Consider the following 17,286-nt stretch of genomic DNA (forward strand, 5'->3'; position numbering starts at 1 on the left):
GGCCCTCTCCCACGGGGAGAGGGAGCAAACACTAAAAAAGGCAGCTTACGCTGCCTTTTTGCTTTTACATTTGCTTTTATTTCTCGTCCGGTAACGCATAAGCGACGATGTAGTCGCCCATCTTCGTACCAAACGAACCGTGACCGCCCGCAGAGATGACAACGTACTGCTTGCCATTCACTTCATAGGTCATTGGCGTCGCCTGGCCACCGGCTGGCAGACGGCCTTCCCACAGTTTCTCCCCGTTGCTCATGTTATAAGCACGCAGGTAGTTGTCAGCGGTTGCGCCAATAAACAGCACGTTACCCGCGGTGGAGATAGGACCGCCCAGCATCGGCATACCCAGATTAAACGGCACTTTAAACGGCATGGAGAACGGCAGGCTGTCGCGCGGCGTACCAATACGTTTTTTCCATACCACTTCATTGGTTTTCAGATCCAATGCAGAGATATAACCCCAGGCTGGCTGTTTGCACGGCAGGCCAAACGGCGACAGGAACGGGTTCAGCGTTACGCCATACGGTACGCCGTACTGCGGCTGAATACCTGCTTCGGTCCCGGAGCCTTTCGCGTCTTTCGGCTGCTCCATGGGGTTGCCTGGACCGCGCGGAATCAGCTTCGACACAAACGGCAGTGCCATCGGGTTGGCAATCGCTACCTGACGGTTCGGATCGACAGAAATCCCGCCCCATTCAAACATGCCAAGGTTGCCAGGGAAGACCAGCGTGCCCTGCTCAGACGGCGGCGTGAAGATACCTTCATAGCGCATCTGATGGAAAATAACGCGGCACACCAGCTGGTCGAACATGGTGGCGCCCCACATATCGGCACCGCTCAGGTCTTTCTTCGGACGGAAGGTTAACTCAGAGAACGGCTGGGTTTTGGTGACATAGTCGCCTTTTGCCGCGCCCTGCGGAACCGGCATTTCCGGTGCCGGGACAACCAGTTCGCCGTTACGACGATCCAGCACGAAAATGTTACCGGTTTTCGCCGGCGCATAGACTACCGGAACAGTCTGACCGTTGACGGTGATATCCGCCAGCGTCGGCTGGGACGGCATATCCATATCCCACAGATCGTGGTGAACGGTCTGGTAGCTCCATGCCAGTTTACCGGTGGTCGCGTTCAGCGCCAGAATTGCGCTGGCATAACGCTCCTGCTCGGGTGTGCGGTGACCGCCCCAGATATCTGGAGTGGAAACGCCCATCGGCAGGTAGACCAGGTCCAGCTTCGCATCATAGGCGGCAGGCGCCCAGGAGTTAGGCGAGTTGAAGGTAAAGGTGTGCTCGTCTGACGGAATCGCGTTGGGATCTTTCGCGCCCGGATCAAAAGCCCACAGCAGCTTACCGGTATTGACGTCAAAGCCACGGATTACGCCAGAGGTTTCACGAACGGAGAAGTTATCGGTGACCGAACCGGCAATCACAATCACTTTATCGGTGATAATCGGCGGAGACGTCGGCTCGTACAGACCCGGCGTGGTGTCCGGCATATTGGTCTGCAGGTTGAGAATGCCTTTGTTGGCAAAGCTTTCGCACGGCTTGCCGGTTTCGGCATTCAGGGCGAAGAGGCGGCCATCGTTCACCGGCAGGATGATACGGCGCGGGCAGTCCGCTACGCTCTCAGGGCTGGCGTTATCGGCCGTCGCTTCGTGGTATGAGACGCCACGGCAGGTAACATGCTGGAACGTCGGGTTAGAGTTTAACTGCGGGTCAAAATGCCACTTCTCTTTCCCGGTCGCCGCATCGAGGGCGAACAGGCGCTGGTGAGCGGTACAGAGATAGAGCGTATCGCCAACTTTGATGGGGGTAACTTCGTTAGTCAGTTCGCCCGGATCGTCTGGCAGTTTAAGATCGCCCGTGCGGAAGACCCACGCCTCTTTCAGCTTATGCACGTTGTCGGCGTTGATCTGTTTTAACGGCGAGTAACGCTGCCCTTCCTGGTTACGGCCATAGGCTGGCCAGTCGCCATCGGCTACCTGCGAGATGGGCTCGGCAGGCGTCGCGTCGGCGCTCAGGGTGCCGTTCACTTCCTGCGGATCGTTAAAGCCAGCCCACGTCAGGATGCCGCCGCTGATTAACAGCGCGACCACCAGCGCGGCAACCGCGCCGCCGGACGGGAATACCAGTCTGCGCCAGACAAAAGGCAGGATCAGCCAGATGCCAAAGAAGACAAGAATGTCGCTACGTGGGGTCAATGCCCAGAAGTCGAAGCCGACCTCCCAGACGCCCCAGATCATCGTGGCCAGCAGGAAAGCGGCGTAGAGCCACAGAGCGGAACGCTTGCGACGCCACAACAGGACGGTAACGCCAAGCATGATCAGGCCGGCGATGGGGTAATACCAGGAGCCGCCTATTGAGACAAGCCAGACGCCGCCGATTAACAGATATAGCGCGCAGAAGGCTGCGAACAACGCTGTTAAGGTGACGAGCAGACCCGCACGTTGAGGTTTTGTTTCTGCCATAGAAAAGTACTCTTGAGTTTTGTTAAATTTTTGATAGCAATTAATTATAGGTATTAACAAGTGTGATCGGAATCACAAATTTTGCTTTATCGACAAATAACCATCAAAAATCCGTTTGCTGGTATACTGCCCGCCTTGCGCTTCAATCACCGGACGCGACAGGCCGGTATTGATTGATTGTTTTTTAAATCATGTGGTTATCAATTATGAAACACAGAGTTGACGTGATGATCCCGGAAGCGGAGATCAAAGCGCGTATCGCCGAATTAGGTCGTCAAATCACCGAACGTTATCAGGACAGCGGCAGTGAGATGGTGCTGGTGGGTCTGCTGCGCGGTTCTTTTATGTTTATGGCTGACCTGTGCCGTGAAGTGCAGGTCTCCCATGAAGTCGATTTTATGACCGCCTCCAGCTACGGCAGCGGCATGTCTTCGACGCGCGATGTGAAAATCCTTAAAGATCTGGATGAAGATATCCGCGGTAAAGATGTGCTGATCGTGGAGGACATCATCGATTCCGGGAATACGCTGTCGAAGGTGCGCGAAATTCTCAGCCTGCGCGAGCCGAAGTCCCTCGCCATCTGCACGCTGCTGGATAAACCTTCCCGCCGTGAAGTGCCGGTGGACGTAGAATTCGTGGGGTTCTCGATTCCTGATGAGTTCGTGGTGGGTTACGGCATTGATTACGCTCAGCGCTATCGCCATCTGCCCTATATCGGCAAAGTGGTGATGCTGGAGGAGTAAAATTCCCGGCTGCGCTTGCCCGGGCTACGAAATAGTAGCCCGGATAAGGCGTTACGCCGCATCCGGGAACCGGTGTTACTTGTGGTTAATGTGCTTCTGGCGCAGGTTGCAGACGCCCTGGCGGTAACGCTGTTCCAGCGTCTCGCGGTTGGTCGCCGTCACGTCGAGGTCGCGCAGCAGGCCATCGTGGATGCCGTAAGCCCAGCCGTGAATCGTCACTTTCTGCCCGCGCTTCCATGCAGACTGCATGATGGTTGAGTGGCCCAGGTTATACACCTGCTCCATCACGTTCAGCTCGCAAAGGGTGTCGAGACGGCGCTCCTGCGGCATCTCTCCCAGCAGAGAGCTGTGTTTGAACCAGATATCACGAATATGCAACAGCCAGTTATTGATCAGGCCCAGCTCCGGGTTCTCTACCGCTGCCTGTACGCCGCCGCAGCCGTAGTGACCGCAAATGATGATGTGCTCCACTTCCAGTACATCCACGGCGTACTGAACAACAGAGAGACAGTTCAGGTCAGTATGGATAACAAGGTTGGCGACGTTGCGGTGAACAAAAAGCTCGCCTGGTTCGAGGCCGGTAAGGCGTTCAGCGGGAACGCGGCTATCAGAACATCCAATCCATAGAAAGCGCGGTTTCTGCGCTTGCGCCAGTTTTTCAAAAAAACCGGGATCCTCTTCCACCAGCATTTTTGACCATAGTGCATTATTGCTGATGAGTGTATCTATATCTTTCATGGAAGTTAACGACCTGTAACTAAATAAGTGCGTTGCGCTAATATAGGTCAACTTAATTCTTTTTTAAACCACACATCGTGTGTCAGAACTATAGGTAAGTCCAATCGATGACTATTGCACTGGAGCTTGAGCAGTTAACCAAGACCTATCCGGGCGGGGTGCAGGCGCTGCGCGGAATAGATTTACAGGTAGAAGCCGGTGACTTTTACGCGCTTCTGGGGCCGAACGGCGCGGGAAAATCGACCACCATCGGCATTATCAGTTCGCTGGTCAACAAAACCTCCGGGCGGGTGAGCGTGTTTGGGTACGACCTGCAAAAAGATATCGTTAACGCTAAACGCCAGCTGGGGCTGGTGCCGCAGGAGTTTAACTTCAACCCTTTCGAGACGGTACAGCAGATCGTTGTCAACCAGGCGGGCTATTACGGCGTTGACCGTAAAGAGGCGCTGGCGCGCAGCGAAAAATACCTGAACCAGCTCGATCTGTGGGAAAAACGCAACGAACGTGCGCGGATGTTATCCGGCGGTATGAAGCGCCGTTTAATGATTGCCCGCGCTTTAATGCACGAGCCGAAGCTGCTGATCCTCGATGAGCCTACGGCCGGGGTCGATATCGAACTGCGTCGCTCGATGTGGGGTTTTCTGAAAAATCTGAATGCCCAGGGCACCACGATTATCCTCACCACCCACTATCTGGAAGAGGCAGAGATGCTCTGTCGCAATATCGGCATCATTCAGCGCGGCGAGCTGATTGAGAACACCTCCATGAAAAATCTGCTTTCGAAACTGAAATCCGAGACGTTTATTCTCGATCTGGCGGCGAAGAGCGCGTTGCCAAAACTGGACGGTTATCAGTACCGACTGGTGGATACCTCCACCCTGGAAGTCGAGGTGCTGCGAGAGCAGGGGATCAATAGCGTGTTCAGTCAGCTAAGCGCGCAGGGGATACAGGTATTAAGTATGCGTAACAAGGCAAACCGTCTGGAAGAGCTGTTCGTCACGCTGGTGCATGAAAGAAAAGGAGAGCAGGCATGATGCAGCTTTACTGGGTGGCGTTAAAGAGTATCTGGCATAAAGAGATCCAGCGCTTTATGCGCATTTGGGTGCAGACGCTGGTGCCGCCGGTCATCACCATGACGCTCTATTTCATCATATTTGGCAACCTGATCGGTTCCCGTATCGGCGAGATGCATGGCTTTAGCTACATGCAGTTCATCGTGCCGGGGCTTATCATGATGTCCGTGATCACCAACGCCTACGCGAATGTCGCCTCGTCGTTTTTCAGCGCCAAGTTTCAGCGCAATATCGAGGAGTTGCTGGTCGCCCCGGTGCCCACCCATGTCATCATCGCCGGGTATGTCGGCGGCGGGGTAGCGCGCGGGCTGTGCGTGGGGATTCTGGTCACGGCGGTCTCGCTCTTTTTCGTACCGTTTCAGGTGCATTCGTGGCTTTTCGTTGCCTTAACGCTGGTGTTAACCGCCGTTCTGTTTTCGCTGGCGGGGCTGTTAAACGCGGTCTTCGCCACCACGTTTGACGACATCAGCCTGATCCCGACCTTTGTGCTGACCCCGTTAACCTACCTTGGCGGCGTCTTCTACTCACTGACGCTGCTGCCGCCGTTCTGGCAGGCGCTGTCGCACCTCAACCCGATTGTGTACATGATAAGCGGCTTCCGTTTCGGCTTCCTCGGGATTACCGACGTGCCGTTGTTCACCACGGTGGCCGTGCTGGCGGTCTTTATCGTCGCGTTTTATATCCTCTGCTGGTATCTGATCCAGCGTGGCCGCGGCCTGCGTAGTTAATATCACTTCCCCGGCGGCAATTGTCGCCGGGATTTCCTCCATTACCGCCATTCTATGATATTTATCACCTCTCGCTGATGATTGCTCCGCTAAACTGCAAGCCTGCTAAGGAGATGAGATATGCTGGGATGGGTCATAACCTGTCATGACGATCGGGCGCAGGAGATGCTGTCAGCGTTGGAGAGGCGTTTTGGGCCGCTCCCGCAGTGTCGGGCGGTAAATTTTCGCCAGGGCTTAAGCACCAATATGCTCAGCCGGATGATGTGCGATGCGCTCCATGAAACCGACAGCGGCGACGGCGTGGTGTTTCTCACCGATATTTCCGGCGCTGCGCCTTATCGCGCCGCGGCGTTGATGAGCCACAAGCATGAGCACTGCGAAGTGATTTCCGGCGTGGATGCCGCCCTGCTCGAAAAGGTGTACCCGCTGCGTCACGACTGCGATAGCGCGGCGTTCCGTGAGCGGATTGTGGCCGAGGGCGCGCCGGTGGTCAGCAGCCTCTGGCACCAGCAACAAAAGAATCCCCCCTTTGTTTTACTGCATGATTTGTATGAAAAATAATCATTGGTATTCACGGCGCTTTTACCTACAATAACGCCAGTTTTTCCCACTCGGTCAGCCTGATGTTCCGTTTGATTCTTATTGTGATGCTGTTTTTTTCCGGCAGCGTCATGGCACGCCTTGTCGACGCTAACACCGCCGCGCCGCACTATATGCAGACCACAGAAGATGCCGATATCTGGGCGCAAATCGGTGACAATGTTGTTACCGTCGGCAATATCCGCGCCGGCCAGATGCTGGCGGTTGTGCCTGGGGCAGAAGACTATTACGCCTTCCATTTTGGCTTCGGCAACGGCTGGATTGATAAAGGGCACCTGGCGTTGGTCAGCGGCAAGAAGCGGGTGATGGACAGCCTGGGCGATCTGAACAAGCCGCTCAGTAACCAGAACCTGATCACCTGGCGCGCCACGCCTTTGTACAATGCCCCCGATACCGCCAGCCCACGCTTTGGTACGCTGGCGGGAAACCTGCGCTACCCCATACTCAGCAAACTGAAAGACCGCCTTAACCAGACCTGGTTTCAGATCCGTATCGGCGACCGGCTGGCGTGGGTCAGCAGCCTGGACGCGCAGGAAGATAACGGCATTCCAATACTGACCTACCACCATATTCTGCACGACGACGAGAACACCCGTTTTCGCCACACCTCCACCACCACCTCGGTGCGCGCTTTTACTAACCAGATGACCTGGCTGCGCGACCAGGGCTATACCACGCTGTCGCTGTATCAGCTGGAAGGCTACGTGCGCAACCGGATTAATCTTCCAGGACGGGCGGTCGCCATCACCTTTGACGACGGGCTGAAATCGGTAAGTCGCTACGCCTATCCGGTACTGCGGCAGTACGGCTTTAAGGCTACCGCGTTTATCATCTCTTCGCGTATCAAGCGCAAGCCGCAAAAGTGGGACCCCAAATCGCTACAGTTTATGAGCGTGCAGGAGCTTAACCATATCGCGGACGTGTTTGATTTTCAGTCGCACACCCATTTTCTGCACCGGGTGGATAACAGCAATCACCCGATACTGCTTAGCCGCAGTTACCAGAATATTTTGATGGATTTCAGGCACTCGCAGCGGGCGCTGGCGCAGTTTAACCCGCATGTCTGGTATCTCTCCTATCCGTTTGGCGGCTACGACGAGAAAGCCATCCGCGCGGCGAGGGACGCCGGGTTTCATCTGGCGGTGACGACGGTAAAAGGGAAGGTAAAACCAGGGGATAACCCGCTGTTACTAAAGCGGCTCTATATTCTGAGGACGGATTCGCTGGAGACAATGTCGCGGCTGATCAGTAATCAGCCGCAAGGGTAAATCAGGCCACCTGAACCGGCACGGCTTTCGCAGTGCGTTTCATCTCATTATCGCCGTCGAAATAGGCGACTTTCGGCTGCCAGCTGCGCGCCTGCTCGTCCGGCATCGTGACGTAGCTGGCGATAATTAAGATATCGCCGACATCCGCGCAGTGTGCGGCCGCGCCGTTCACCGAAATGATTTTCGAGCCGCGCTCGCCCGCGATAGCGTAGGTGGAAAAACGCTTACCGTTAGTGACGTTATAAATATCAATGGCTTCGTATTCCAGAATACCTGCCGCCTCAAGGAAATCCTGGTCAATGGCGCAGGAGCCTTCGTAATGCAGGTCGGCCTGGGTCACTTTGACGCGGTGGAGCTTACCCTGCAGCATAGTACGAATCATAACTTCTACCTTTTATGGCATAACGAAATTCAGGGCAGTATTGCCCGTTTTTTAACCGCCGTCTAGCGGACTAATTCGACCGTTTTGTTATCGATCAGGCGCGCCTGGCCCAGCCATGCCGCCATCAGTATTACCGCGCGCTGGCTGGTGGCCGAAAGGGGCTGCAGCGTGTCGGCGTCGCGGATTTGGATATCGTCAGCGCGAAAACCGGCCTCATTTAAGGTCTGCTCCGCCAGGGCGACAATCTCTTCCACATCGCGGTCACCGGCGCTCAGCTTTTCCGCCATCGCATTCATCGCTTTGCTTAACTGCGGAGCGATTTTGCGCTGGTCAGCGGTGAGATAGCCGTTGCGGGAACTCAGCGCCAGCCCGTCTTTCGCCCGCACGGTAGGCACGCCGACAATCTCAATGTCGTAGCCCATGTCGGCGACCATTTTACGGATAAGCTGCAGCTGCTGATAATCCTTCTCCCCAAAGCAGGCGATATCCGGCTGCACGAGGTTAAAGAGCTTACTGACGATGGTGGATACGCCGCGGAAGTGGCCGGGGCGGCTCGCCCCTTCCAGCATGGTCGAAATGCCGGGGACGTCGACGTAAGTCTGGGTGTCCGTGCCCTGCGGATAGATGTCGGCAGGGGCGGGGGCAAAGACGAAATCCACTTTGCGTTTGTTGAGCTTCTCGCAATCTTCCTGCAGGGTGCGGGGATAGCGGGCCAGGTCGTCGGCGCGATCGAACTGCATCGGGTTGACGAAAATACTCACCACGACGATATCGGCCCGGGCTTTCGCCTCGTCCACCAGCGTCATATGGCCGTCGTGCAGGTTACCCATGGTAGGCACCAGCGCAATACGTTTGCCTTCCTGACGCGCTCTTCGAATATGCTGACGCAGCAGCGGCAGAGTTTCAATAATCAACACAACAGGGCTCCTTAATGGAAACTGTGCTCGTCGCCCGGATAGACCCCGGACTCAACCTCGGCAATATACTGCCTGACCGCGGCGCGCATGTCGCCTGCCTGACTCAGGAAGTTTTTCGCAAATTTTGGAATATGCCCGCCGGTAATACCAAAAGCATCATGCATGACCAGAATTTGCCCGTCGGTAACGTTCCCCGCGCCAATACCGATAACCGGAATGGTTAACGCGTCGGTAATGCGCTGGGCAAGCGCGACCGGTACGCACTCCAGCACCAGCAGTTGGGCACCGGCGGCCTGCAGGGCTAAGGCATCGTCCAGTAACCCCTGCGCCGCTTCATCGCCGCGTCCTTGTACTTTATAGCCGCCGAAGATGTTGACCGACTGAGGGGTTAAGCCAAGATGGCCGCACACTGGCACCGCGCGGTCGGTAAGCATTTTTACCGTCTCCACCAGCCAGCGGCCGCCCTCGATTTTGACCATATTCGCGCCGGCGCGCATGACCGTCGCCGCGTTCTCAAAAGCCTGCTCCGGGGTGGCATAGGCCATAAAGGGCAGGTCGGCGAGCAGCAGGCAGCCAGGCGCGCCGCGGCGCACGCTGCGGGTGTGATAAGCGATATCCTCTACCGTGACGGGCAGAGTGGAGTCATGGCCTTGCACCGTCATCCCTAACGAGTCGCCGACCAGCATCACGTTAATGCCCTCTTCGGCGAACAGTTTCGCGAAGCTGTAATCATAGGCGGTGATAGTGGCGAAGCGTTTCCTGTCCTGTTTGCATTTCAGCAGCCAGGAGATGGTGGTTGGTTTCATAACGTATCCTGATGGCTAAAGACGAATCCCGGCGCATTCTAGCAGCCCTGGCCGACTGAACAATGATTTTAGGCAAGCGTTTAGCGCCCGGCGCACTTGCGGCTACATCACCACAGCGCGGGTTTGTCAGCGTTGCTGCGGGAGAGCGCCTCACGCAGCGTTTCGCCATCGGGAAAGCGCAGCTCAGGCGCAATTTCAAACAGCGGCCACAGCATAAAGCCGCGGTTTTTCATGTCGTAGTGGGGAACCGTCAGGCGAGGAGTGGCAAGGGTGGCATCGCCAAACAGCATTATGTCCAGATCCAGCGTGCGCGGCCCCCAGCGTTCGGCTTTACGCACGCGCCCCTGCTGCAGTTCAATGCGCTGGGTATTATCCAGTAACGCTTCGGGGGAGAGGGCCGTTTCCAGCGCCACAGCCGCATTGAGATAATCGGGCTGATCCTGCGGGCCAAGCGGCGGCGTGCGGTAAAAGGCGGAGACCGCCACGATCCGGCTGTCGGGTATCTCGCCGAGGGCGTGCAGCGCGGCCTCAACCTGTTGCAGCGGCGAAGCGAGGTTGCTGCCGATAGCGATATAGCAAAGCGTAGAGGACATAACAGCTCCTGTAGCAAAAGGCCTGCGCGAGGCAGGCCTGAGAGTCAATTCTGGATGTTGCCCGAGCGCCGGGGCGCGCGTTTACGGGGGCGGCGGTGGCGACGGCGATCGGCGGGTTCGTCACCCAGCTCACTGAGCATATCTTTTTGCTCCGGCGGCGCCGAAACCTGAAACTCACCCCACCATTTCGCCAGACGCAGCAGTTCGCCGTTGTTTTCCACTTCGGCGCGCAGGGCCAGTAGATCGTAAGCCGCGCGGAATTTCGGATGCTCCATCAGCTTCCAGGCGCGTTTGCCCTGGCGGCGTGACATCCGCAGTTGCAGCTGCCAGATATCGCGGATAAGCGTGGTGATGCGTTTCGGAATGGCCAGCGAGCGGCAGGCTTCATCGAGCACGTCGTTCATCGCCAGCGCAAAGGCGTCATAGTAGGCCAGACCGCCCTCCTGGGTGATACGCTGGGCCGTTTCCAGCAGCGGATACCAGAACATGGCGGCAAACAGAAACGCCGGGTTAACGCGCATATCGTTGCGCAGACGGGTGTCGGTGTTTTTCAGCACCTGCGCGATGATCCGCTCCATCGGACTGTCGCCTTTTTCAGTAAAGTAGCGGCAGATAGTCGGGAAGAGCGGCTGAAAGAGGTGGTATTCACGCAGCAGGGTGTAGGTATCAAAACCGTAGCCGGCCTGCAAAAGTTTGAGCGACTCTTCAAACAGACGCGCGGGCGGCACATCGTTAATCAGCGCTGCCAGACGCGGAATAGGCTCTGCGGTTTCCGGGCTGATCCCCATGCCCAGCTTGGCGGCAAAGCGCACCGCACGCAGCATGCGAACCGGATCTTCACGGTAGCGCGTTTCCGGATTGCCGATCAGGCGAATCACCCCTTCCTGAAGGTCGCGCATGCCGCCAACGTAATCACGAACGGTAAAATCGGCGACGCTGTAGTAGAGGCTATTAATCGTGAAGTCACGACGCTGGGCGTCTTCTTCGATAGAGCCGAAGATGTTATCCCGCAGCAGCATACCGTTTTGCCCGCGCTGGGAGGTGGTACGGTCTGCTTCGTGATCTTCATGATGGCCACGGAAGGTGGCGACCTCGATAATTTCCGGCCCGAACATGACATGGGCGAGACGGAAACGGCGGCCTACCAGACGGCAGTTACGGAACAGTTTACGCACCTGATCCGGCGTGGCGTTGGTGGTCACGTCAAAGTCTTTCGGCTTTTTGCCCAGCAGCAGATCGCGCACGCCGCCGCCGACAAGATAGGCTTCGTAACCCGCTTTGTTCAGGCGATAGAGCACTTTGAGCGCATTTTCACTGATATCTTTGCGGGAGATAGCATGCTGCTCTCGCGGAATAACCGTCATCTGAGGTTGGACGATAGCCTCAACGACCACGTTTTCATCGCGGCTCAGCACCTTACGGCAAAAATTTGCGACTCGGGTAAAAATAGTGCACCTCGGTAGTGTCAGACGTCAGGACAAAAAAATAGCGGCTAATCATAGCTCAGCGCGGCCCGTTTGAGAATGTGTATTCGCATCCACTGCTACAGGCACATCGGCAAGCGACCAGTTGGCCACCGCTTTTTGTAGCAGTGCCTCCAGGGTGAGATCCTGCCATTCTGTTGTTGCGTTCTGGTTTAAGAATTGTAAAGCCCTGATTATTATGGGGCGCGGATCGCCGCCCGGCAAGGCCGGAGCATGGTTTTGCTTGGAGAGTTTATTCCCCTCGGCATTCAGCGCCAGCGGCAAATGAACGTAGCCCGGCACAGGCCAGCCGAACTGCTGATAGAGCGAAATTTGCCGCACCGTCGGTTCAATTAAATCCGCGCCGCGCACAATCTCCGTGACCCCCTGATAATGATCGTCCACCACCACCGCCAGGTTATAGGCAAACAGACCATCGCGGCGGTGGATGATAAAATCCTCCCGCGCCAGCTTTTCATCGGCGTAAATCTCACCGCGCAGGCGATCGTGAAAATGGAGTACCGGATGACGTTGCACAAGCCGCATGGCGGCCTTTTCCGGACCGTTATTCAGGGTGCGGCAGTGGCCGTCGTAAATGCCGCCGAGGCGCTGTATGCGCGCGCGGGTGCAGGTGCAGTAGTAGCTGAGACCCTGCGTTTGCAGCCAGTTGAGCGCTTCGCGGTAGGCGTCATGACGTTGCGACTGCCACAGCACGTCGCCATCCCAGAGCAGGCCATAGTGTTCAAGCTGGCGCAGTATCGTCTCTGCGGCACCGGGTACTTCGCGGGGCGGATCGATATCTTCAATGCGAACGCGCCAGATCCCCTGCTGCGCGCGCGCCTGCAGGTAGCTGCCAAGAGCGGCAATCAAGGAGCCGAAGTGCAGTTCGCCGGAAGGTGAGGGGGCGAAACGGCCAATGTAGGGAGTGTGTGTCATTCTGCGGGCAATAAAAAATCAGGCGGGAGCTAATCCCGCCTGAGTATGCATGATGAAAAGGCCGGGTTAACCCGCCATCTGTTTTTCGCGAATTTCCGCCAGCGTTTTGCAGTCGATGCACAGGTCAGCGGTCGGACGCGCTTCCAGGCGACGAATGCCGATTTCCACGCCGCAGGATTCGCAGAAGCCAAAATCTTCGTCTTCTACTTTTTTCAGCGTCTTCTCAATCTTTTTGATCAGTTTACGCTCGCGGTCACGGTTACGCAGTTCAAGGCTGAACTCTTCTTCCTGCGCGGCACGGTCAACCGGGTCCGGGAAGTTCGCCGCTTCGTCCTGCATATGGGTGACGGTGCGATCGACTTCATCCCTGAGTTGATTACGCCACGCTTCAAGAATACGCCTGAAGTGCGCCAGCTGGGCTTCATTCATATACTCTTCGCCCGGTTTCTCTTGATACGGCTCCACCCCAGCGATGGCGAGAATACTCAGGGACGATGTTTTACGGTTTTGCCCTTCTTGCATGTTGCTTCTCCTTAACACGCACTATCGATCCCCGTGTAGGGGGAAAAATCAGGCCGCTATAAATAACAGATGCTTTTCCGGTTGGCAAATATCTAAACGTAACACTTGACAAGCCTGTGAGGAAAAGCGTATTTGCGCACGCGACCAGAACAGTTATTAATCAAAAACTGCCTTCAACTTATAAAGTGAAAGGCAGCGGCAATCTCAGAGTTAATCCCCTGGTAGAAAGTTCCGCCTTATAAGCCAGAACTTCTACCCCCTGATGGTGTGCTTCGTTTAACAATCGTGCGTATTTCTCATCAATATGGCGCGCGGGAGAAAAATGTTCAACGGCAGAATGCAGCACGGCGAACAGAATGACGGCGCGGTCGCCGTTAGCCGCCACGCTCATTAACTCCCGCAAATGTTTTTGTCCGCGAAGCGTTACGGCATCAGGAAAAAAACCATTCGCCTTTTCAGCGAGCGTGACCGATTTCACTTCAATATAGCAGTTGCGGCGGTCATCCGCCTGTAACAGAAAATCAATTCTGCTGCGCTCAGCACCATATTTCACTTCGCTTTTCAGCGAATTATAGCCGGTTAGCTCAGGCAGAAGATTTTGCGCAATCGCCTCTTTGGTCAGGGTATTGGCCCGGAGCGTATTGACGCAGATAAACGCCCCCTGTTGCGTTTGCGATAATTCCCAGGTGTGGGGATATTTGCGTTTAGAATTTTCTGATGTGGAATACCAAACCGTATCGCCAGGGGTTGCGCAACCGGTCATCGCGCCGGTATTCGGGCAGTGGATAGTCAGCGTTTCGCCCGCAGGGGTAACGACATCGGCAAGAAAACGTTTATAGCGCTGAATCAGCGTGGCGGGCTGTAAGGGGGGCGAAAACTCCATAGCGGCTCCTTGTTATGTTGAAAGCGTCCAGCGGTTCACCGGCGTATAGCGTAGCCGCCCTCCGGCAAAATGCGATTCATACAGGACAAACTCTGTTACAGGAAAAGACCACTGAAAACCCGGCGGCGGGATAGCAACCGCCTGGCCTGCGTCGCGCAGCAGCGTAACGTGTGGATGGAAGGGTGCCGGGCTTTGCCAGCAGCCGCTGCGGGAAGCCTGCGCGCGCAGCATTTCCGCCAGCTGTATCAACCCGCGCGGAGACTGGCGGCAGCCCAGCCAGACTACCCGGGAGCGCAGCCACTGCCCGGCATCGTCCAGACGCAGCGTAAAGCCCGGCTGGCGAATCCGCCCGGCCAGGGTTTCCAGCGCCTGCTGCTTTTGTGCGCTGACTTCACCGAGAAAGGCCAGCGTCAGGTGCAGGTTCGCCGCCGCGACAGGCCGCCCGGCATCCTGGGGAAAATTTTCCGCCCGCCAGCGCACAATCTCCTCGCGCGTGGCCTCAGGCAGTTCAATGGCGAAAAACAGCCTTTTCGCTTCACTCATAACGGGCTCCCGATACTCTTTCTGGCGATGCTACAGGGCACTACGCCGGGCCGCAATGACGCTGGCGCTCCAAAGCGTCGCAGTTGATGTACAATTAGCGGCCATTGCGAACCCCCTGGAGCTTGTTGTGTCGTCATTGCCCGTTGCCGCCGTACTGCCTGAACTGCTGGATGCGCTTCACCGCGCGCCGCAGGTGCTTCTTACCGCCCCCACCGGCGCGGGTAAATCAACCTGGCTGCCGCTACAGCTGCTGCGCCAGGGGAATATCAGCGGGCGTATTCTGCTGCTTGAGCCGCGCAGGCTGGCGGCGCGCAACGTGGCGCAGCGGCTGGCGGAGCTGCTTGGCGAGCAGCCGGGTGAAACCGTAGGTTACCGGATGCGCGCCCAGACCTGCGTCGGGCCGCACACCCGGCTGGAAGTGGTCACCGAAGGGATCTTAACCCGGATGATCCAGCAGGATCCGGAGCTCGACGGCGTGGGGCTGGTGATCCTTGATGAATTCCACGAGCGCAGCCTGCAGGCCGACCTGGCACTGGCGCTGCTGCTGGATGTCCAGCAGGGGCTGCGGGACGATCTCCGGCTGCTGGTGATGTCGGCAACCCTCGACAACAGTCGCCTGCAGGCGCTGTTGCCGGACGCGCCGCTGATTGTTTCCGCCGGGAGAATGCACCCGGTGGAGCGGCGCTATCAGGCGTTGAGCGCCCATCAGCGCTTTGATGAAGCGGTGGCGGTTGCCACCGCCGAACTTCTGCGCTCGCAATCCGGTTCTTTACTGCTATTTTTACCAGGCGTTGGTGAAATTCAGCGTGTGCAGGAGCAGCTGGCGAGTCGCGTCGGGCCGGATGTGCTCCTCTGTCCGCTTTATGGCGCGCTGCCGCTTAGCGAGCAGCGCCGGGCCATCCTGCCGCCGCCCGCAGGGCAGCGCAAAGTGGTGCTGGCGACCAACATCGCCGAAACCAGCTTAACCATTGAAGGAATTCGCCTGGTGGTAGACAGCGCTCAGGAGCGGGTGGCGCGCTTTGACCCGCGCACCGGCCTGACCCGGCTAATTACCCAGCGGATAAGTCAGGCGTCGATGACGCAACGGGCCGGGCGCGCAGGGCGTCTGGAGCCGGGTATCTGCCTGCATCTCATTGCGAAAGAGCAGGCGGAACGCGCGGCGGCGCAAAGCGAGCCGGAGATCCTGCAAAGCGATCTCTCGGGTCTGCTGATGGAACTTCTACAGTGGGGATGCCAGCAGCCTGAACAGCTTAGCTGGCTGGATGCGCCCCCCGCGGTTAACCTTGCGGCGGCGCGCACGCTGCTGACGCAGCTGCGGGCGCTGGAGGGGGAGCGGCTGACGCCGTTCGGGCAGAGAATGGCAAAGCTGGGTAACGATCCCCGGCTGGCGGCGATGCTGTCGAGCGCCAGCGATGGCGATGACGTGGCCACGGCGGCGAAGCTGGCGGCAATTCTGGAAGAGCCGCCGCGCGGCGGCAATGCCGATTTACGCGCGGCGTTTTCTCGCCAGCAGCCCCAGTGGCAACAGCGCGCCGCTCAGCTTGTCCGGCGGCTAAAGCGGGCGGCGGGGGAGGCGGACAGCAACCTTATCGCGCCGCTGCTGGCGAGCGCCTTTGCCGATCGTATCGCCCGCCGGCGAGGCCAGGATGGCCGCTACCAGCTGGCGAACGGTATGGGGGCGATGCTGGACGCGGACGACGCGCTTAACCGCTACGACTGGCTGCTGGCGCCCTTGCTGTTGCAGGGCAGCCAGTCGCCGGATGCGCGTATTTTACTGGCGCTGCCGCTGGAGATTGAACCGCTCATCGAGGCCTGCCCGCATATCGTGACGCAGGAGGATTCTGTGGAGTGGGATGACGCTCAGGGGACGCTGAAAGCGTTTCGCCGCAGCCGTATCGGTCAGCTGACGATAAAAACGCAGCCGCTGGCGAAACCCTCGGAAGAGGTGCTGCACCAGGCGATGCTCAACGGGATTCGTGATAAAGGGCTGGCGGCGCTGAACTGGACGCCGCAGGCGCAGCAGCTACGCCTGCGGCTGCACTGCGCGGCGAAGTGGCTGCCGGAAGAGTCCTGGCCCGCCGTGGACGACGCCGCGCTGCTGGCCAGTCTGGAGAGCTGGCTGCTGCCGCAGATGAGCGGCGTGCACTCCCTGCGGGCGCTGCAGGCGCTGGATGTCGGCGCGGCGTTGCTGGCCTGGCTGCCCTGGCCGCTGCGTCAACGTCTGGATAGTGAGCTGCCATCGCATTACACTGTGCCGACGGGGAGCCGGATAGCGATTCGTTATCATGAGGATAATCCGCCCGCGCTGGCGGTTCGCATGCAGGAGATGTTCGGCGAGGCATCAACGCCGACCATCGCTCAGGGGCGCGTGGCGCTGGTGCTGGAGCTGCTGTCCCCCGCCCAGCGTCCGTTGCAGATCACCCGTGATTTGGCCGCGTTCTGGCAGGGGGCGTACCGCGAGGTGCAAAAGGAGATGAAGGGGCGCTATCCGAAGCATGTCTGGCCGGATGACCCGGCCAACAGCGCGCCGACCCGACGCACGAAGAAATATTCGTAGCGCCAGCAGGTTCGGTAGCCAGGATAATGGTAGGGCTTGATGCCCTCACCCCAACCCTCTCCCACGGGGA

Annotated in this window: 17 protein-coding genes; 6 read left to right on the forward strand and 11 right to left on the reverse strand. The window is 57.8% G+C overall.

Annotated elements, in window-relative coordinates; translation table 11 throughout:
- Positions 1-76: 76 nt before the first annotated feature.
- Complete coding sequence (locus ENTHG_RS17065; RefSeq protein WP_044182324.1) at positions 77-2,464, reverse strand: glucose/quinate/shikimate family membrane-bound PQQ-dependent dehydrogenase; 2,388 nt, start codon at positions 2,462-2,464, stop codon at positions 77-79.
- 206 nt (positions 2,465-2,670) lie between these two features.
- Here ENTHG_RS17065 and hpt point away from each other — a divergent pair, with 206 nt between their 5' ends.
- Positions 2,671-3,207: a hypoxanthine phosphoribosyltransferase gene (gene hpt, locus ENTHG_RS17070; protein ID WP_044182567.1), complete on the forward strand. Its 537-nt coding sequence runs from the start codon at positions 2,671-2,673 to the stop codon at positions 3,205-3,207.
- Positions 3,208-3,282: 75 nt separating this feature from the next.
- Here the strand turns inward: hpt and can are convergent, their stop codons facing one another.
- Positions 3,283-3,945, reverse strand: coding sequence for a carbonate dehydratase (gene can / locus ENTHG_RS17075; RefSeq protein ID WP_044182326.1), 663 nt, complete (start codon positions 3,943-3,945; stop codon positions 3,283-3,285).
- A gap of 107 nt (positions 3,946-4,052) precedes the next feature.
- Here can and ENTHG_RS17080 point away from each other — a divergent pair, with 107 nt between their 5' ends.
- From ENTHG_RS17080 to ENTHG_RS17095, 4 genes are all read left to right on the forward strand, one after another.
- Positions 4,053-4,979 (forward strand): ABC transporter ATP-binding protein, encoded by a 927-nt coding sequence (locus ENTHG_RS17080; protein ID WP_044182329.1) that lies wholly within the window; start codon positions 4,053-4,055, stop codon positions 4,977-4,979.
- Positions 4,976-5,746, forward strand: a complete 771-nt coding sequence (locus ENTHG_RS17085) for an ABC transporter permease (RefSeq protein ID WP_044182332.1) — start codon at positions 4,976-4,978, stop codon at positions 5,744-5,746. Before ENTHG_RS17080 ends, ENTHG_RS17085 begins: the two co-directional genes overlap by 4 nt.
- Before the next feature lie 120 nt (positions 5,747-5,866).
- Positions 5,867-6,307, forward strand: coding sequence for a PTS sugar transporter subunit IIA (locus ENTHG_RS17090; RefSeq protein ID WP_044182334.1), 441 nt, complete (start codon positions 5,867-5,869; stop codon positions 6,305-6,307).
- An 86-nt stretch (positions 6,308-6,393) separates the two neighbouring features.
- Complete coding sequence (locus ENTHG_RS17095) at positions 6,394-7,614, forward strand: polysaccharide deacetylase family protein (RefSeq protein ID WP_421957820.1); 1,221 nt, start codon at positions 6,394-6,396, stop codon at positions 7,612-7,614.
- A 1-nt stretch (position 7,615) separates the two neighbouring features.
- Here the strand turns inward: ENTHG_RS17095 and panD are convergent, their stop codons facing one another.
- The 9 genes from panD to thpR all read right to left on the reverse strand — a co-directional run bounded on the left by panD (position 7,616) and on the right by thpR (position 14,659).
- On the reverse strand, positions 7,616-7,996 hold the full coding sequence (gene panD, locus ENTHG_RS17100; RefSeq protein WP_044182339.1) for an aspartate 1-decarboxylase: 381 nt from the start codon (positions 7,994-7,996) through the stop codon (positions 7,616-7,618).
- A 62-nt stretch (positions 7,997-8,058) separates the two neighbouring features.
- The gene (panC, locus tag ENTHG_RS17105) at positions 8,059-8,913 is read right to left on the reverse strand and encodes a pantoate--beta-alanine ligase (protein WP_044182341.1); all 855 of its coding nucleotides are present in this window, start codon (positions 8,911-8,913) and stop codon (positions 8,059-8,061) included.
- 11 nt (positions 8,914-8,924) lie between these two features.
- Complete coding sequence (gene panB, locus ENTHG_RS17110) at positions 8,925-9,719, reverse strand: 3-methyl-2-oxobutanoate hydroxymethyltransferase (protein ID WP_044182344.1); 795 nt, start codon at positions 9,717-9,719, stop codon at positions 8,925-8,927.
- 107 nt (positions 9,720-9,826) lie between these two features.
- Positions 9,827-10,312, reverse strand: coding sequence for a 2-amino-4-hydroxy-6-hydroxymethyldihydropteridine diphosphokinase (gene folK / locus ENTHG_RS17115; protein ID WP_044182348.1), 486 nt, complete (start codon positions 10,310-10,312; stop codon positions 9,827-9,829).
- A gap of 44 nt (positions 10,313-10,356) precedes the next feature.
- Positions 10,357-11,760: a polynucleotide adenylyltransferase PcnB gene (pcnB, locus tag ENTHG_RS17120; RefSeq protein WP_222860430.1), complete on the reverse strand. Its 1,404-nt coding sequence runs from the start codon at positions 11,758-11,760 to the stop codon at positions 10,357-10,359.
- Positions 11,761-11,808: 48 nt separating this feature from the next.
- Positions 11,809-12,711, reverse strand: a complete 903-nt coding sequence (gene gluQRS / locus ENTHG_RS17125) for a tRNA glutamyl-Q(34) synthetase GluQRS (RefSeq protein WP_044182353.1) — start codon at positions 12,709-12,711, stop codon at positions 11,809-11,811.
- A gap of 66 nt (positions 12,712-12,777) precedes the next feature.
- Positions 12,778-13,233: an RNA polymerase-binding protein DksA gene (gene dksA / locus ENTHG_RS17130; protein WP_002463986.1), complete on the reverse strand. Its 456-nt coding sequence runs from the start codon at positions 13,231-13,233 to the stop codon at positions 12,778-12,780.
- A 178-nt stretch (positions 13,234-13,411) separates the two neighbouring features.
- Positions 13,412-14,116: a DNA/RNA nuclease SfsA gene (gene sfsA / locus ENTHG_RS17135; protein ID WP_044182358.1), complete on the reverse strand. Its 705-nt coding sequence runs from the start codon at positions 14,114-14,116 to the stop codon at positions 13,412-13,414.
- Positions 14,117-14,128: 12 nt separating this feature from the next.
- Entirely contained in the window at positions 14,129-14,659 is a 531-nt protein-coding gene (gene thpR / locus ENTHG_RS17140; RefSeq protein ID WP_044182361.1) for an RNA 2',3'-cyclic phosphodiesterase, read from the reverse strand.
- Positions 14,660-14,786: 127 nt separating this feature from the next.
- Here thpR and hrpB point away from each other — a divergent pair, with 127 nt between their 5' ends.
- On the forward strand, positions 14,787-17,216 hold the full coding sequence (hrpB, locus tag ENTHG_RS17145; RefSeq protein ID WP_044182569.1) for an ATP-dependent helicase HrpB: 2,430 nt from the start codon (positions 14,787-14,789) through the stop codon (positions 17,214-17,216).
- Positions 17,217-17,286: the final 70 nt, after the last annotated feature.

This window comes from Phytobacter massiliensis JC163 (assembly GCF_000321045.1).
In the GTDB taxonomy this organism is placed as follows: domain Bacteria; phylum Pseudomonadota; class Gammaproteobacteria; order Enterobacterales; family Enterobacteriaceae; genus Phytobacter_A; species Phytobacter_A massiliensis.

What these genes read in the sequence shown, in the direction of transcription:
- ENTHG_RS17065 (WP_044182324.1), bottom strand. Translation starts at nt 2,464, where the DNA reads ATGGCAGAAACAAAACCTCAACGTGCGGGTCTGCTCGTCACCTTAACA.
- hpt (WP_044182567.1), top strand. Translation starts at nt 2,671, where the DNA reads ATGAAACACAGAGTTGACGTGATGATCCCGGAAGCGGAGATCAAAGCG.
- can (WP_044182326.1), bottom strand. Translation starts at nt 3,945, where the DNA reads ATGAAAGATATAGATACACTCATCAGCAATAATGCACTATGGTCAAAA.
- ENTHG_RS17080 (WP_044182329.1), top strand. Translation starts at nt 4,053, where the DNA reads ATGACTATTGCACTGGAGCTTGAGCAGTTAACCAAGACCTATCCGGGC.
- ENTHG_RS17085 (WP_044182332.1), top strand. Translation starts at nt 4,976, where the DNA reads ATGATGCAGCTTTACTGGGTGGCGTTAAAGAGTATCTGGCATAAAGAG.
- ENTHG_RS17090 (WP_044182334.1), top strand. Translation starts at nt 5,867, where the DNA reads ATGCTGGGATGGGTCATAACCTGTCATGACGATCGGGCGCAGGAGATG.
- ENTHG_RS17095 (WP_421957820.1), top strand. Translation starts at nt 6,394, where the DNA reads ATGCTGTTTTTTTCCGGCAGCGTCATGGCACGCCTTGTCGACGCTAAC.
- panD (WP_044182339.1), bottom strand. Translation starts at nt 7,996, where the DNA reads ATGATTCGTACTATGCTGCAGGGTAAGCTCCACCGCGTCAAAGTGACC.
- panB (WP_044182344.1), bottom strand. Translation starts at nt 9,719, where the DNA reads ATGAAACCAACCACCATCTCCTGGCTGCTGAAATGCAAACAGGACAGG.
- folK (WP_044182348.1), bottom strand. Translation starts at nt 10,312, where the DNA reads ATGTCCTCTACGCTTTGCTATATCGCTATCGGCAGCAACCTCGCTTCG.
- gluQRS (WP_044182353.1), bottom strand. Translation starts at nt 12,711, where the DNA reads ATGACACACACTCCCTACATTGGCCGTTTCGCCCCCTCACCTTCCGGC.
- dksA (WP_002463986.1), bottom strand. Translation starts at nt 13,233, where the DNA reads ATGCAAGAAGGGCAAAACCGTAAAACATCGTCCCTGAGTATTCTCGCC.
- sfsA (WP_044182358.1), bottom strand. Translation starts at nt 14,116, where the DNA reads ATGGAGTTTTCGCCCCCCTTACAGCCCGCCACGCTGATTCAGCGCTAT.
- thpR (WP_044182361.1), bottom strand. Translation starts at nt 14,659, where the DNA reads ATGAGTGAAGCGAAAAGGCTGTTTTTCGCCATTGAACTGCCTGAGGCC.